The sequence below is a fragment of the Pseudomonas sp. ArH3a genome (assembly GCF_022648765.1).
Taxonomy (GTDB): Bacteria; Pseudomonadota; Gammaproteobacteria; order Pseudomonadales; family Pseudomonadaceae; genus Aquipseudomonas.
Genome location: NZ_CP080330.1, coordinates 4,366,735 through 4,382,074, shown reverse-complemented (window position 1 = coordinate 4,382,074; position 15,340 = coordinate 4,366,735). Strand labels below are relative to the sequence as shown.

At 59.6% G+C, this 15,340-nt stretch carries 9 protein-coding genes; 3 read left to right on the top strand and 6 right to left on the bottom strand.

Annotated features, from left to right (window positions below; all coding sequences use genetic code 11):
• Positions 1–31: 31 nt before the first annotated feature.
• Both K0P33_RS19895 and K0P33_RS19890 read right to left on the bottom strand, forming a co-directional pair.
• Positions 32–1,183 carry a M14-type cytosolic carboxypeptidase gene (locus tag K0P33_RS19895; protein ID WP_094952523.1) on the bottom strand — a complete coding sequence of 384 codons (1,152 nt, stop codon included), beginning with the start codon at positions 1,181–1,183 and terminating at the stop codon, positions 32–34.
• Between the two features lie 464 nt (positions 1,184–1,647).
• Positions 1,648–1,998 (bottom strand): DUF3077 domain-containing protein, encoded by a 351-nt coding sequence (locus tag K0P33_RS19890; protein ID WP_242150717.1) that lies wholly within the window; start codon positions 1,996–1,998, stop codon positions 1,648–1,650.
• 130 nt (positions 1,999–2,128) lie between these two features.
• Here K0P33_RS19890 and K0P33_RS19885 point away from each other — a divergent pair, with 130 nt between their 5' ends.
• A complete protein-coding gene (locus K0P33_RS19885; protein ID WP_242150714.1) occupies positions 2,129–2,764 on the top strand; it encodes an XRE family transcriptional regulator in 636 nt (211 codons plus the stop codon).
• On the opposite strand, the gene K0P33_RS19880 is transcribed toward K0P33_RS19885, so the two are convergent.
• Genes K0P33_RS19880 through K0P33_RS19865 form a run of 4 tightly spaced genes read right to left on the bottom strand, consistent with a single transcriptional unit; the run spans position 2,761 to position 8,288 of the window.
• Positions 2,761–4,686, bottom strand: a complete 1,926-nt coding sequence (locus tag K0P33_RS19880) for an acetyl/propionyl/methylcrotonyl-CoA carboxylase subunit alpha (protein ID WP_094952526.1) — start codon at positions 4,684–4,686, stop codon at positions 2,761–2,763. The genes K0P33_RS19885 and K0P33_RS19880 overlap by 4 nt on opposite strands.
• Positions 4,683–5,489, bottom strand: coding sequence for a gamma-carboxygeranoyl-CoA hydratase (locus tag K0P33_RS19875; RefSeq protein ID WP_094952527.1), 807 nt, complete (start codon positions 5,487–5,489; stop codon positions 4,683–4,685). The genes K0P33_RS19880 and K0P33_RS19875 overlap by 4 nt, the downstream gene beginning before the upstream one ends.
• Before the next feature lie 15 nt (positions 5,490–5,504).
• Entirely contained in the window at positions 5,505–7,112 is a 1,608-nt protein-coding gene (locus K0P33_RS19870) for a carboxyl transferase domain-containing protein (protein ID WP_094952528.1), read from the bottom strand.
• A 12-nt stretch (positions 7,113–7,124) separates the two neighbouring features.
• The gene (locus K0P33_RS19865; RefSeq protein ID WP_094952529.1) at positions 7,125–8,288 is read right to left on the bottom strand and encodes an isovaleryl-CoA dehydrogenase; all 1,164 of its coding nucleotides are present in this window, start codon (positions 8,286–8,288) and stop codon (positions 7,125–7,127) included.
• 150 nt (positions 8,289–8,438) lie between these two features.
• Here K0P33_RS19865 and K0P33_RS19860 point away from each other — a divergent pair, with 150 nt between their 5' ends.
• Positions 8,439–10,076 (top strand): AMP-binding protein, encoded by a 1,638-nt coding sequence (locus K0P33_RS19860; RefSeq protein WP_242150711.1) that lies wholly within the window; start codon positions 8,439–8,441, stop codon positions 10,074–10,076.
• A gap of 117 nt (positions 10,077–10,193) precedes the next feature.
• A complete protein-coding gene (locus tag K0P33_RS19855; RefSeq protein ID WP_242150708.1) occupies positions 10,194–14,933 on the top strand; it encodes an NEL-type E3 ubiquitin ligase domain-containing protein in 4,740 nt (1,579 codons plus the stop codon).
• Positions 14,934–15,340: the final 407 nt, after the last annotated feature.

Here is a 15,340-nt window from a genome sequence, read left to right as displayed (position 1 = left end):
GCACTTCTTAGGTCGCCATCGTCGGCAACGCTTAGCGCAAGACATCCACAATATCAGCAACCGTGCTCAACACATCCTTGCCCAGCTGTTTCGAGCGCTCACCCGACCAACCGGTTTTCAGGTTGGGCGCGTCGTCGTTGTCCTTGAACGGCATCTCCAGGGTCAGCGACAGGCAGTCGTATTTCTCACCGACCGCATTGCAGGCCAGGGTCAGATTAGCTTCGCCCGGCAGGTCACGGGCGTATCCATGGGTAGTCTGGAAGTCACGGGTCAGTGCGCTTAAGTGGCCGCGGAAGTGTTTTTCCAGCGCTTCCAGACGCGGGGTGTAGCCCGGGTTGCCTTCGCAGCCGGCGGTGAACACGTAGGGGATTTCTTCGTCGCCGTGGATATCGAGGAACAGGTCAACGCCGTACTCTTCCATCTGCTGTTGGGCGAACAGTACTTCCGGGCTGATCTCCTGGCTGGCGCTCTGCCAGGCACGGTTGAGGTCCTGGCCCACGGCGTTGGTGCGCAAGTGGCCGTGGAAGGCGCCGTCGGGGTTCATGTTGGGTATCAAGTACAGGTCAGCGACGGCCAGGAGCTTTTTCAGCTCGTCGTCACCGTCCTGCTGCAGGCGTTCGATGATGCCTTCCATAAACCATTCGGCCATGTGTTCACCGGGGTGTTGCTGGGCGATGATCCAGACCTTGCGCTGGCCTTCGCCACCTTTGCCGCGGCGCAGCAGTTGGATGTCACGGCCTTCGGCGCTTTTGCCGGTTGCGAGCAATTGCGTGCCGGCGCGGTTTAAGGCCTGGTCGATCAGCCAGTCGTGACGCTCACGGCTGTAGGGTTCGAAGTAGGCGATCCAGGCTTGTTTTTCACGGGTCTCCAGGCTGATGTGCAAGGTTTCGCCATCAAAGCGCGTGGGCACGCGGAACCAGTTGATATGGTCGTAGGACGCCACGGCGTTGTAGCCGCTCCAAGCGTTTTTATAAGAGGACTGGCTCGCATTGCTCAGGCGAAAGGTGTGGGTGTGGCCCACGTGCATGCCTTCGGCCTTGAAGTGGAACCATTGGAAATGCGCGCTGCGGGTATCCGGTTTGATCGCCAGCAGCAACTGATAGGCATCGCTGGCATCCAGGACCTGGATATTGCCGCTGTCGAAGTCGGTGCTGATCTTAATGGAGGTCAAGGCCACGGTCATAGTCTGGTTGCCTGAATATGAGAGTTGTGGCGGATATCTTACAAGGAGTGAGGCTAAATTCTGATGCAAAATTGTTGCAGAGGGGAGGGGGCGTCGTCCTTGACGCCGCAGCAGCTTAGAGTCTATGAGATTGATTCTCAAGCGCTATTTCGCAAAGATCCGGGTTAGAGCGTTCGCCCGGCCTTCTTTTGGCGATAGTCTTTTGCTACCATGCGCGCCATCGAGCAACACACAGTCTTCATTAGCCTGAAGCCATGCCAGGGAAACTGGCAAAAAAAAGACCCGGCCAAAGAGCCGGGTCAAAAACCGTGATTAGCCTGATGAGGAGATATTCCAAGAGTCCGACCTAAGGTCCCTTGGTCTATCGACTGATCTCGCGATCAGCTGGGTCCAATAATAATCATTATCATTTGCAAGTCAAATGTTTTTATCCGTGAGATAGAAATATTTTTGCTGCATACCTGTCAGGCGCTCGCCTGACCGGCTGGTGCCTGCAACGTCTGCTCCACCATCGCCTTTGCCATATCAATCAAATACACCACCGAAAACGCCAGATCCCGCTGGTTGCCCTGGCGGCTGCTTGCCGATTCGTAGGCCGCTGCCGCCGCGCTGCGCAGCAGGTCGGACGCGTGAACCAACGCGTCTTCATGGCTGATGCCGGGCTTGATGTCGAAAAATATGTCATCAGGGATCGGTGCTGACACATTCTCTTTCAAGTAATAGTCGAGTGCGCGCTGGGCAGCGCCGCTGTTGCGCATCACCAACAGTTCGTCGGATTCAGGTGTGTCGGGCAGGGGATACGGGCTGGTCATCATGAGGGTAGGTACTCTGAGTGGATGTCGAAAACCTGTACCTGATAATAGTACGAATCGTATTTATGTCATTTGATGGATTACTACAAACTGTTTATTGTTCTGGCAAGTACGCAACGTATTGTCACGGCCCATGGATAACTGGATAGCGTTGGTCAAAGCCAACATGAAAGACCGCAAGGTCACGCAGGATGAACTGGCCGAACGCTTGGGCATGTCCCAGGGCGGTGTCGGCCATTGGCTCAACAAGCGCCGCGTGCCGAGCCTGGCGGATATGAACCGGGTGCTCGCTGAGTTAGGCCTTGAGTACCTGGAAGTTGCGTTGGAAATCCGCGAGAAAGCCACTGACGCGCCAGCCTTGGAACACCACTACAACCCGTATTTCCGCTACCCGGTCAGCGACTGGAAAGGCGTCTGCGAAATACGTGAAGAGCGCCCGACCTACGGTGCGGCGCGTTTCGAATTGACGGATTACCACGCCCGCGGCGAAGCCTTCTGGCTGCCGGTGACGGGCGACGCCATGACGGCCCCCAGCGGCCTGAGCATTGGCGCTGGCATGATGATCCTGGTGGACCCGGCCATTGACGCCGAACCCGGCAAACTGGTGGTCGCCCAATGGGCCGACAGCACCCAGGCGACCTTTCGCCAGTTGCTGGAAGAGAGCGGCCAGCTTTACCTGGTGCCGCTCAACCCCACTTACCCCAAGCTACTGTTCAGCGACGATTGCCGAATCCTCGGCGTTGTCGTGCAAGCCACCGCGAAGTTTTAGTTCGCCGTTTCAAGCTCGACCAAGGCGCTGCCTTCGGCAACCATTTCGCCTTCCAGGCAGAACAGTGCCTTGACCACCCCGGCCTGGGGCGCGCGGATGCTGTGCTCCATCTTCATCGCCTCAAGCACCACCAACTGCGCACCGGCTTCGACCGCCTGGCCGACTTCCACCAGCACCCGCACGATGCTGCCGTTCATCGGCGCCGTGAGGCCACCCTGATGGGATTGGTTGGCCTCGACCGCTGCAATTGGATCGAACAGGCTCACCGCCAGCATTTCGCCGTCCCAACGCAGGTACACGCTAGCTGCGCCGCGCACCGCCAGATGGGTGCGACGCACGCCGTCGTGTTCGATCACCAACTGCTCGCCTTGCAGTTGCGCGGCGGCGCCTTTCAACGTCACCAGCCGATCCTGCCCCGCGCAGCTCAAATGCAGCGATACCTCGGCAGGCAGCCCCGCGCGAAAACCCCGCGTGTCCGCCCACGGCCCACTGCCGGGCGGCAAACTCTGCATAAACGCAGCGCCCGCCGCCTGCCAGAACTCATCGCTCAATTCCCCCGGCACCGGCAACAGCTCCTCCTGATAGCGCGGGATAAACCCGGTGTCCAGTTCAGCCGCCGCAAAGGCCGGATGGCCGATGATGCGCCGCAAAAAGCCCAGGTTGGTCTTGAGCCCGCCGACGGCAAACTCATCGAGCATGCTCAACAACCGCAGGCGCGCCTGTTCACGGTCTTCGCCCCAGGCAATCAACTTGCCGAGCATTGGGTCGTAGAACGGCGAAACGTCGTCGCCTTGCTCTACGCCGCTGTCCACACGACGGCCCGGGCCCGGCGCAGATTCGCGGTACAGCGCCAGATGCCCGGTGGCCGGCAGGAAATCATTGGCCGGGTCTTCGGCATACAAGCGCACTTCAATGGCATGACCGATCAGTGGCACCTGTTCTTGCGTGATCGGCAGCGGCTCGCCTTGGGCGACACGGATCTGCCAGGCGACCAGGTCGAGCCCGGTAATCGCCTCGGTCACTGGATGCTCCACCTGCAGCCGCGTGTTCATCTCCATAAAGAAAAACTCGCCGCGCGCGTCCAGCAAGAACTCCACTGTGCCCGCGCCGACATAACCGATGGCCTGGGCCGCGCGCACCGCGGCTTCGCCCATGGCTTTGCGCTGTTCAACACTTAGGCCGGGCGCCGGTGCTTCTTCCACGACTTTTTGATGGCGACGCTGAATCGAGCAATCGCGCTCATTCAGGTACAAGCAGTGGCCGTGCTGGTCGGCAAACACCTGGATTTCCACATGGCGCGGTTTGAGCAGGTATTTCTCCACCAGCATCTGTTCGTTGCCGAAGGACGACAGGGCTTCACGCTGGGCCGACGCCAAGGCTTCGGCCAGTTGGCTGACGTCCTCGACCACTTTCATGCCCTTGCCACCACCGCCGGCCGTGGCCTTAAGCAGCACTGGGTAGCCGATACGCTCGCAGGCGGCGCGGAAGGTTTCCAGGTCCTGGGCTTCGCCGTGATAACCCGGCACCAGCGGAACACCGGCTTTTTCCATCAACGACTTGGCCGCCGATTTGCTGCCCATGGCATCGATGGCCGAGGCGGGTGGGCCGAGGAAAATCAAACCGGCCGCTTCAATCGCGCGTGCAAAGCCGGCGTTTTCCGACAAAAAACCATACCCCGGATGGATCGCCTGAGCGCCGCTGGCCTGGGCGGCGGCAATCAGCTTGTCGATCTGCAGGTAGCTCTCGGAGGCTTTGCTGCCACCCAGGTCGACACGGATATCCGCCTCGCGGCTGTGGCGCGCATCGCGGTCGATGGCGCTGTGCACGGCCACGGTGGTCAGGCCCATGGCCTTGGCGGTGCGCATCACGCGGCAGGCGATTTCGCCGCGGTTGGCCACCAGTACGGTGGTCAGTGTGCTCATGAACGCGGCTCCTGCGATTGCCAGCTGGGCGGGCGTTTTTGCAGGAAGGCGCGCAGGCCTTCCTGGCCCTCGGCGCTGACGCGAATCCGCGCGATGGCGTTTTCGCAATAGCGGCGCAGGGCCGGGGTGAGGGCGCCGTTGCCCACTTCACGCAGCAGGTCCTTGCTGGCGCGCATCGCCGCCGGGCTGTTGAGCAGCAGGTTGGCGATCCAGTGTTCGACCTGTTGGTCCAGCTCGCTGGCCGGGTAACTTTCCGCCAGCAGGCCGATGTCCCGCGCACGTTGGCCGCCAAAGCGTTCGGCGGTCAGCGCATAACGCCGCGCGGCGCGCTCGCCGATCGCCTGCACCACGAACGGGCTGATCACCGCCGGTGCCAGGCCAATGCGCACTTCCGACAGACAGAACTGCGCGTCATCCGCGCCAATCGCCATGTCACAGCAACTGATCAAACCCAACGCGCCACCGTAGGCGGCGCCTTGCACCACCGCCAGGGTCGGGATTTTCAGCTTGGCCAGGTTGTACATCAGCTCCGCCAGCTCGCGGGCGTCGTCCAGGTTGGTGTGGTAGTCCAGCTCGGCGGATTGCTGCATCCACGCCAGGTCAGCACCGGCGCTGAAGTGTTTGCCGCGTGCGCGCAGCACCAGAAAACGTAGAGACGGATCGCCCTGCACGTGGTCGAGGGCGATGATCAGTTCGCGGATCATCTCGGCGTTGAACGCGTTGTTCTTGGCTTCACGACTGAGCCACAGCGTGGCAAAGCCACGGCTGTCGGTGATCAGTTCGAGGGTGTTGAAATCGCTCATGGGGTACGGCTCCATTTACATGCGGAACACGCCGAAGCGGCTCGGCTCGATGGGGGCATTCAACGCGGCGGACAAGGCCAGGGCCAGCACGTCACGGGTCTGCTGCGGGTCGATGACACCGTCATCCCACAAGCGTGCGCTGGAGTAGTAGGGGTGGCCCTGGGTTTCATACTGGTCGAGGATCGGCTGCTTGATCGCGGTTTCTTCCTCGGCGCTGAAGTGTGCGCCGGCACGTTCGGCCTGCTCACGCTTGACCTGCACCAGCACGCCGGCCGCCTGTTCGGCGCCCATCACGCCGATGCGCGCGTTCGGCCACATCCACAAAAAGCGCGGGTCGTAGGCGCGGCCGCACATGCCGTAGTTACCGGCTCCAAAACTGCCACCAATGATCACCGTGAATTTCGGTACCTTGGCGCAGGCCACGGCGGTCACCAGCTTGGCGCCGTGCTTGGCGATGCCGCCGGCTTCGTACTTCTGGCCGACCATAAAGCCGGTGATGTTTTGCAGGAACAGCAGGGGAATCCCGCGCTGGCAGGCCAGCTCGATAAAGTGCGCGCCTTTTTGCGCGGCTTCGGCGAACAGAATGCCGTTGTTGCCCAGGATCGCAATCGGGTAGCCGTGCAAGTGCGCAAAACCACACACCAGCGTGGTCCCAAACAGCGCCTTGAACTCATCAAACACCGAGCCGTCGACCAGCCGCGCGATCACTTCACGCACATCGAATGGCTGCTTGGCGTCGGCCGGGATCACCCCGTAAAGCTCTTCGCTGCTGTACAGCGGCGCTACCGGTGTGCGTTGCAGCAGCTCGCCTTGCTTGCGCCAGTTGAGGTTGGCCACGCTGCGTCGGGCCAGGGCCAGGGCATGTTCGTCGCTGTCGGCATAGTAGTCGGCCACGCCGGAGATCTTGCAGTGCACATCGGCGCCGCCCAGGTCTTCGGCGCTGACCACTTCGCCGGTCGCCGCTTTCACCAGCGGCGGGCCTGCGAGAAAGATCGTGGCCTGGTTGCGCACCATGATCGCCTCGTCGGCCATGGCCGGCACATACGCGCCACCTGCGGTGCACGAGCCCATCACTACGGCGATCTGCGGGATGCCTTGGGCGCTCATGTTGGCCTGGTTGAAGAAGATCCGCCCGAAGTGCTCACGGTCAGGAAACACTTCGTCCTGACGCGGCAAGTTGGCGCCACCGGAGTCGACCAGATAGATGCACGGCAAGCGGTTCTGCTCGGCGATGGTCTGCGCGCGCAGGTGTTTTTTCACCGTGAGCGGGTAGTACGAGCCGCCTTTAACTGTGGCGTCGTTGGCGACAATCATGCATTCGACGCCTTCCACGCGGCCGATCCCGGCGATCACTCCGGCAGCGGGTACATCTTCGCCATACACCTGATACGCGGCCAATTGGCTGAGTTCGAGGAATGGCGAGCCGGGGTCGAGCAGGCGATTGATTCGCTCGCGAGGCAGCAGTTTGCCGCGTGACGTGTGGCGTTCCTGAGCCTTGGCGCCGCCGCCTTGCTGCACGTGGGCGAGCAGGGTGTGCAGGGCGTCGACCTGTAGGCGCATCGCCGCGCTGTTGTCGGCAAATTCTGCCGAGCGCGGGTTGAGCTGGGTGTGCAAGGTGGCCATGGGCGCGCTCCTTCAGCGGGTTTCGTTGAAGAGTTCGCGACCGATCAGCATCCGCCGAATCTCACTGGTGCCGGCGCCGATTTCATACAGCTTGGCGTCACGCAGCAGGCGGCCGGCGGGGAATTCGTTGATGTAGCCGTTGCCGCCCAGAATCTGGATCGCGTCGAGGGCCATTTGCGTGGCGCGCTCGGAACTGAACAGGATCACCCCAGCCGCATCCTTGCGCGTGGTCTCACCGCGCTCGCACGCCTGGGCCACTGCGTAGAGGTAGGCGCGGCAGGCGTTGAGTTGGGTGTACATGTCGGCGACTTTGCCCTGGATCAGCTGGAATTCGCCGATGCTCTGGCCGAACTGCTTACGGTCGTGGATGTACGGCACGATCAGGTCCATGCACGCCTGCATGATGCCGATCGGGCCGCCGGCCAGCACCACGCGTTCGTAGTCCAGGCCGCTCATCAGCACTTTCACGCCGCCATTCAGCGCGCCGAGGATGTTTGCTTCGGGCACTTCAACGTCATCGAAAAACAGCTCGCAGGTGTTGGAGCCGCGCATGCCGAGCTTGTCGAACTTGGTGCTGCGGCTGAAACCTTTCCAATCGCGCTCGACGATAAACGCGGTGATGCCGTGAGGGCCTTTTTCCAGGTCGGTCTTGGCGTAGATCACGTAGGTGTTGGCGTCGGGGCCGTTGGTGATCCAGGTCTTGCTGCCATTGAGCACGTAGTGGTCGCCGCGTTTGTCGGCGCGCAATTTCATTGAGACCACGTCGGAGCCGGCATTCGGCTCGCTCATGGCGAGGGCGCCGATGTGTTCGCCGCTGATCAGCTTGGGCAGGTATTTGAGCTTCTGTTCGTGGCTGCCGTTGCGGTTGATCTGGTTGACGCACAGGTTGGAGTGGGCGCCATAAGACAAGCCTACCGAGGCCGACCCTCGGCTGATTTCTTCGAGAGCCACTACGTGGGCCAAGTAACCCAGGCCAGCGCCGCCGTACTCTTCCGGCACCGTAATGCCCAGCAAACCCATGTCACCGAACTTTTGCCACATATCGGCGGGGAACAGGTTGTCGCTGTCGATCTGGGCTGCGCGCGGGGCAATTTCCTTGGCCACGAAGGACTGCACCTGGTCGCGCAGCATGTCGATGGTTTCACCGAGGGCGAAGTTCAGGGACGGGTAACTCATGGACAGGCACCTTAATGTGAGCTTTGTTGTTGTGTGGGGAGCGCGCCAGGGAAGGGCGCTCACCTTTACGTTAACGTAAGCTTGCGTTACGGCGCTGTCAATCGTAGTTTACGTTTACGTCAACCTACAAAAAAGACAACAGGGGTCGTTATGGATCAACCGAATCAGAGCTACAGCCGTGGCGCTCAGGACAAGACCTTGCTGGCGATGACCATTGGCCAGGCCTTCGATCACACCGTTGCGCAACATGCCGATGGCGAAGCCTTGGTGGTACGCCATCAGCAATGTCGCTACACCTGGCGGCAACTGGCCGCGACGGTTGATTTGCACGCCCGTGCGTTCCTGGCCCTGGGCATGCAAACCGGCGACCGCCTGGGCATCTGGGCGCCCAATTGCGCCGAGTGGTGCATCAGCCAGATCGCCAGCGCCAAGCTCGGCGTGATCCTGGTCAATATCAACCCGGCCTACCGCACCAGTGAATTGGACTACGTGCTCAAGCAATCCGGCTGCCAATGGCTGGTGTGCGCCGGGTCGTTCAAGGGCTCCGATTACCACGCCATGTTGCAGGAGCTGAACCCTGACCTGCGCGCCATGATCAGCCTCGACCCCAGCCCGCCCACGGGATTTTTGCCCTGGTCGCAGTTGGTGGCCCTCGGCGCCGGCGTCCCGCCCGAACAACTGCACAGCCGCCAGGCCAGCCTGCACTTCGATCAAGCCGTCAACATCCAGTACACCTCCGGCACCACCGGCTTCCCCAAGGGCGCCACCCTCAGTCACCACAACATCCTCAATAACGGCTACATGGTCGGCGAAAGCCTGGGCCTCACCGCGCAGGACCGCCTGGTGATCCCGGTGCCGCTGTATCACTGCTTCGGCATGGTCATGGGCAACCTCGGCTGCATCACCCACGGCACCACCATGATTTACCCCAATGACGGCTTCGACCCGCTGCTGACCTTAAGCGCCGTCGCCGAAGAGCGCGCCACCGGGCTGTACGGTGTGCCGACCATGTTTATCGCCCTGCTCGATCACCCGCGCCGAGGTGAATTCGACCTGGCGACCTTGCGCACCGGCATCATGGCCGGCGCCACGTGCCCCATCGAAGTGATGCGCCGCGTCATCAGCGAGCTGCACATGGGCGAGGTGCAGATTGCCTACGGCATGACCGAAACCAGCCCGGTGTCACTGCAGACCGGCGCCAATGACGATTTGGAACGCCGCGTCACCACCGTCGGTCGCACCCAGCCGCAGTTGGAAAACAAGATCATCGACACCGATGGCAATACGGTTGCGCGTGGTGAAATAGGCGAGCTGTGCACCCGTGGCTACAGCGTGATGCTCGGCTACTGGAACAACCCCGAAGGCACCCACGACGCCATCGACGACGCCGGCTGGATGCACACCGGTGACCTGGCGACCATGGATGAGCACGGCTACGTGTGCATCGCCGGGCGCAACAAAGACATGATTATTCGCGGCGGCGAAAACGTGTACCCGCGTGAGCTGGAGGAGTTCTTCTTCACCCACCCGGCGGTGGCCGATGTGCAGATCATCGGTATTCCGGATACGCGTTACGGTGAAGAGATCGTCGCTTGGGTCAAGTTCCATCCCGGCCATGTGGCCAACGAACTGGAGCTGCAAACCTGGTGCAAGGGCCGCATTGCGCACTTCAAGACGCCCAAGTATTTCAAGTTCGTGGACGAGTTTCCGATGACGGTAACCGGCAAGGTCCAGAAGTTTCGCATGCGTGAGATCAGTATCGAAGACTACAGGCCTCACCGTTCCTGATGAATTGTCAGCCTTGGCCCGCTTATTTCTGGCAGGGCTGACGGTCTTTATATACCCCTTCGCTGGCGCTCGAATGTCACATATTGACCGTTCAAACGGTTAATTAGAGTTCGCCACATGGCATGCCTTGAACAAAATGAAAGTACTCCAATAAACGCGGCACTCAGTGTGCATAGCGTCGTCGTACAGGCGCGGCTGCCAGCCTGGTATGGCGCTGCGGCATCCAAGCGAAAGAAGGAATTACATGAGTGGGCGTTAAGCCTTCCGGATTGGTATAAAAAAATATCCCCGGACAACCGGCTGCGTATGGAAGCCGCCCATCAACGCAGCAGCGATGCGCTGAATAAGCTGGATAAGGTTTTAAAGGATCTAAAAGGCGCCATCGAATTTGCCGAACCGTTGCTGCTGACCGCCATGTGCAAAAAGTTCGGGAAAGTGGTGGATGTAAAGCGCGTGTTTTTTGCGCGTAAGGAGTTCATGCCACGTGATCGGTCAAAGGTCTTTGGCCTGGAAGCCAGCGGGTACTGTTACTACAAAGGTGTGAGCCTGGTTGAGGCAGCGCTGCAGAACTTTTCAGCGGATGAAGCCGTTGAAGCAGAAGATACGTCCTCGCGCGTTATTACGCGGTACGACTTTCATCGGCAGCCCGCACCGTCAACGTTCAATGAGGCTGAGGTGCTGGCGCGCAAGGAGCCTCTGAGCGCTCATGAATTTGCCGGCTTGTGCCGGGAACTGGACCTGGGCGCGCTGTATCTGGCGCATGTAACGTCCATTGTGAACCCTCCGGACAAGGGTGGGGTTGCTGAAGGCAGTGCGGCCGCCAGAGTGCGTAGCGCGATTACGGCGTCAACCCGAGAGCAGCTGTTATTCGCGGCTGAAGTAGCGCTGGAAGTTGAAGCTATCAAACAGGACACTTATTCGGCACTGGGTGAATTAGCCTTTTGGAAGGCGGGCGTCAAGTGGCGGGATGAGCCTGTACAGTTCACTGCGCTGAAATTGCTCCATGTTGAGCTCACTCAGATTATCGTTATTGGGCCTGTGAGTTTCAGCTATGTACGCGGCGTAAAGGTTTTCAACAAAGGGCCGTGTGTCGTCTATATCCCCGGCGATCCGGTGTGTATGTTGAAAGAGTACGCTGGGCTTGGCGCGTTTCAGACCGACCTGGTTGAAAGGCTGTGCTCGGCCCAATATCGACGATTCTTCAGCCAGCATGTGCCGTATGAGCAACAAACAGGCTTTTTTAAAACGCTCAAACATCACCTTGATCCCGGAAATGCCTATGCCGAGGACGCAGACTTCGACCCGCACAAGAAAAACATCAACACATGGTCAACCGGTTATGGCGAGGCGTTGCCACAGACATGGACCGACCACTCTCGGCAAAAAGTCGAGTTAATCCTCAGCAATGCTCAAGCCATGGCCACCTCCACTGCCAAGGCCGACGACAACGCGCATAACGCATGGCTGATGTCGTTGGCCAGCATTGCGTTGACGGTCCTCAATGTTGCCTCATTCGTGGTGCCGCAACTGGCACCTGTGATGCTGATGATTGGCGCAGTGCAAATGCTCTATGAGATCACCACCGGCGTAGAAGCCTGGGAAGAGGGCGACATGAAAGAAGCGTGGGCGCACGTTTCGGCCGTGGCGTTTAATGTGACGACAACCGCTCTGGGCGCCAAGCTGTTGCCGTTGGCGCAGACGCCGTTTGTTGATGCGCTGGCGCATGTGCGTTGCCCTGACGCCAATGTGCGTTTGTCTGCGCCTGGGCTCAACCCTTACCTGCGCCAGGTCGACTTGCCCGAGACCTCGGCGGCCAATGCCAATGGCTTGTTTGAACATGAGGGTGGTTTATACCTGCCGGACAAAGACGGGCACTATTTGGTCGAGGCGCTGGGTACCGGTAACACTTACAAAATCCTGCACCCGCATAACCCATCAGCCTACTCGCCGCAGGTACGCCGTACCGAAGGCGGGGCCTGGATACATGAGCATGAACATCCATTGCAGTGGGCCGCTCCGCAGCTGATGCAGCGCCTGGGGTCAGGGACGAAGACGTTTGCAGGCGACCCCGATAAGCTCGAGCGCATTTGCGAAATTGCAGCGGCGGACAGCAGCGTGTTGCGCAAGATGTACGTCGACCAGGCGCCTGTCCCCGGGCTATTGGCAGATACCCTCAAGCGTTTTGAGATTGATGAGACCCTCGCGGGCGAAACGCCGGCAGTGAAAGCTTCATCACTGGCGGGGCATCAGGCCGATCTTTTTGCGCAACGTTATGCGGCCGCTGAAAGCGAAAGCGCTGAGGCGCTGAAGTTACTCAAGCGCGCGTTTGTGTCGCTGCCCGACAGCATCGCACGCGAGCTGCTGAGCCATGCCAGTGAAGCCGAAATGCAGATGATCGAGCAGCACCAACGTGTGCCGTTTCGTTTGGGCGAAGAGGCTCGCTATTACCAGCAAGAGGTGCGCCTGGCGCGGGCGTATGAGGGGCTCTATCGCAAAACCCTGGGCAATAACGACACGCAACGAATGGTCTTGCACAGCCTGAATAAACTGGAGGGGTGGCCCACAGACCTGCGCATTGATGTGGTTGAGAAGGGCGCCGGCGGCAAGGAGCGCCTCCTGGACTCGCTGGGGCCGCAGGACGCAACAGTGACGCGGCGCCTTATCAAGTTTGGCTCGGCGAACCTCTATGAAGTGCAGGATGACCGGTTCGGCGTATTGACCGGGCAAGCGGATATCTATGGCGCGGTGCACGCCGCCATTTCGCCCGAGAATCGGGTGAGCCTGAAATTGACCGCGAATGATCGCGGGGCGAGCCTCAAACAAGCGCTTGAAAAACAGCCGTTGATGCCCCGTGGCGAATTACGCAACCTGTTGAAGATGCAGCCGATCAAGCCGGGTTACAAACCGCCGATGCGCCTGGCCGACGGGCGTATCGGTTACCTGTTGAGCCCATTGCCAAGCACCGTCAAACGCGCGTTCGCCTGTGAAATGAAAGCGGCGATACTCTATCCATCCAAGTCCATGGCAGAGGTCGAGGCGTTTCTTGGCCTTCAAGGCCTCGCTGACGCCGAGGTTCTGGCCAGGTTGACTGAACTTGAAGGCGAGCTTGAGCAGCTTAAAGCAACGCTGCACACCTGGGAGCAAGAGGGGCGACCGGATGGCTACGGCCGGTCCAGGGCACGCGTCTCCCATACCATTCGTGACGCTTGGCAGCGTTCTTTAACGCAAGCGTTGGCGGGTGATCGAACGCCCATCGGGCACATCCTCGATTTGTCGGACGAAGTCATCGGCGAACTGCCGACATTAACGGCGAATATGAGCCATGTAGGGTGCTTGCGGCTGAATCGAATGGCGCTGACCAACGAATCCCTGGGGTTCCTCAGAGCCTTTGGTGGCCTGCGCTGGCTGAGCATGAGAAACAATAACCTCACTCAGTTACCGGAGTTTGCGAATAACGGCATCGGTTTGACCAAGCTGTACCTGAACGGCAATGACATCCGGCTGACCGCGCTCACAAAGGCACGCCTGGAGGGGATGCAAGGCTTGAAGATCCTCGATCTGGCCTACAACCGTCAATTGGGCTGGACGGCCAATCTCGAAGGCATGTGGAGCCTCAACCAGCTCAATTTAAGGCATACCGGAACCACAACATTCCCCGCTGGCGCCGGCCAGTTAGCCAACCTTGCGAGAATTGATCTGCATTCCAACCAGCTCACCACGTTGCCTGAATACGCTTATCAGCGCATCGAACGAATTAATTATCATGAAAACCCGCTGTCGGCTGATACGCGCGTGCGTCTTGGGCTCGATGCCCCGGCGGATGTCCATGTTACGGTCGAGGAGGGGCGGCGCTTGTGGCTCGATGGCGCGCCGACGGCCGTGCAGGCAGTTCGCGCCAGGCTCTGGGACGATGCGCTCGCCAGCCCTGAGTCGGCGGCGTTCTTTTCGATGCTGGCCGACACCACGCGTTGCGCTGAATACCGGTCCACGACCACCCGTGCACAACTGACCGAGCGCGTGTGGGACATGCTCGAGGCGGTCAATGAATACCAGGAGATCCGCGAGCGGTTGTTCGCTGTCGCGGATGACCGATTCACCTGTGGCGATGGCAGCGTTGTTGAGTTTATGAACTCGGAACGTGAAGTGTTGGCATTGCAAACCCTGGCGTTGGCCGATGAGGCCGGCGCCGAAACCCAACTGATTACCACGGGTAGAAAACTGTTTCGTCTTGACTTGGTAGACGCTATTGCTCAACGAGATGTCGATTTGCGCGGGTCGTCGTTTCAGGAGCCGGTCGAGGTCATACTCGCTTATCGAATCAAGTTGGCGGACAGGCTAGCGTTGCCGGTCAAGTCCAGGGACATGTTATTTCCAGAAGTTGCCAGTGTGAGTCAGGGGGCGATCGATGATGCCTATGCGAGTGTGCTCAGGGATGAACGTGTCCACGCCGATGAGGAAAGCTTCTTTATTAAGCTGGGTTTTTGGGACAAGCATCTTCGCAGCCACTATGCACCGAGGCTGGAGCAGCTGATGGCCCCCGGCCTTGAACCCATCAATGAAAAAAGCACCGCGTTGTATGACGTGTCGGATCTCCAGGGTGAGGAGGATATCAAGGCGGACACGGCTGCCCAGGCGCAGTGGCTGGTTAAACGAAATGCGGCGGTTGACCGCCTGGCCAGGCTGCTCGGCAAGCAACGCGATGACATACTGGTGGATGATGCGATGCAGAGCGGTTTCTTCGAGAAACAATTGCAGGCGCTTAGCTCTGCGCGAAACGTGCAGGAGAGAATCGCACTCAAGGCATTGACGCGTCAGGTGCTGGGCACACACGACGCAGCGCAAGTGGCTCAGGTCTGATTCCTTAAGCGTCAGAAAGCACAAAGGGGACCCGAAGGTCCCCTTTAATTTGTCGTTGCGTGCTCTTTTCTTATTATTGAGGGGCGGTCTATTGTTGTTTTTGGCAACCGTTACCCTTTACCGCTGTTTTTGGCGACCCCCATCCGGGGTCAAGAGCAAACGTATTTTTTTGAACGCTGATCTGCTTCTTCGTTATCGATCCAACCAGTGGGTAGCTACCTGAGGTAGTTTTATTTTTCTCTAACCGGTTGCGGGTTTCGGCATGCCGTACCCTGCGAAGCACATCTTCTCCAAAAAAATCTGTTAGCTGCGTCTCTGCCGTGTTGTTTTTGTTATGTCAGAGTCGTTTCGTCTTATTTTTATTAGGTTTGGCGCTTTTTATTCTTGTTATGCAATAGAGATAGCAG

Excerpts from the sequence above, each read along its gene's own strand:
- K0P33_RS19895 (WP_094952523.1), bottom strand. The coding sequence starts at position 1,183 with ATGACCGTGGCCTTGACCTCCATTAAGATCAGCACCGACTTCGACAGC.
- K0P33_RS19890 (WP_242150717.1), bottom strand. The coding sequence starts at position 1,998 with ATGATGACCAGCCCGTATCCCCTGCCCGACACACCTGAATCCGACGAA.
- K0P33_RS19885 (WP_242150714.1), top strand. The coding sequence starts at position 2,129 with ATGGATAACTGGATAGCGTTGGTCAAAGCCAACATGAAAGACCGCAAG.
- K0P33_RS19880 (WP_094952526.1), bottom strand. The coding sequence starts at position 4,686 with ATGAGCACACTGACCACCGTACTGGTGGCCAACCGCGGCGAAATCGCC.
- K0P33_RS19875 (WP_094952527.1), bottom strand. The coding sequence starts at position 5,489 with ATGAGCGATTTCAACACCCTCGAACTGATCACCGACAGCCGTGGCTTT.
- K0P33_RS19870 (WP_094952528.1), bottom strand. The coding sequence starts at position 7,112 with ATGGCCACCTTGCACACCCAGCTCAACCCGCGCTCGGCAGAATTTGCC.
- K0P33_RS19865 (WP_094952529.1), bottom strand. The coding sequence starts at position 8,288 with ATGAGTTACCCGTCCCTGAACTTCGCCCTCGGTGAAACCATCGACATG.
- K0P33_RS19860 (WP_242150711.1), top strand. The coding sequence starts at position 8,439 with ATGGATCAACCGAATCAGAGCTACAGCCGTGGCGCTCAGGACAAGACC.
- K0P33_RS19855 (WP_242150708.1), top strand. The coding sequence starts at position 10,194 with ATGGCATGCCTTGAACAAAATGAAAGTACTCCAATAAACGCGGCACTC.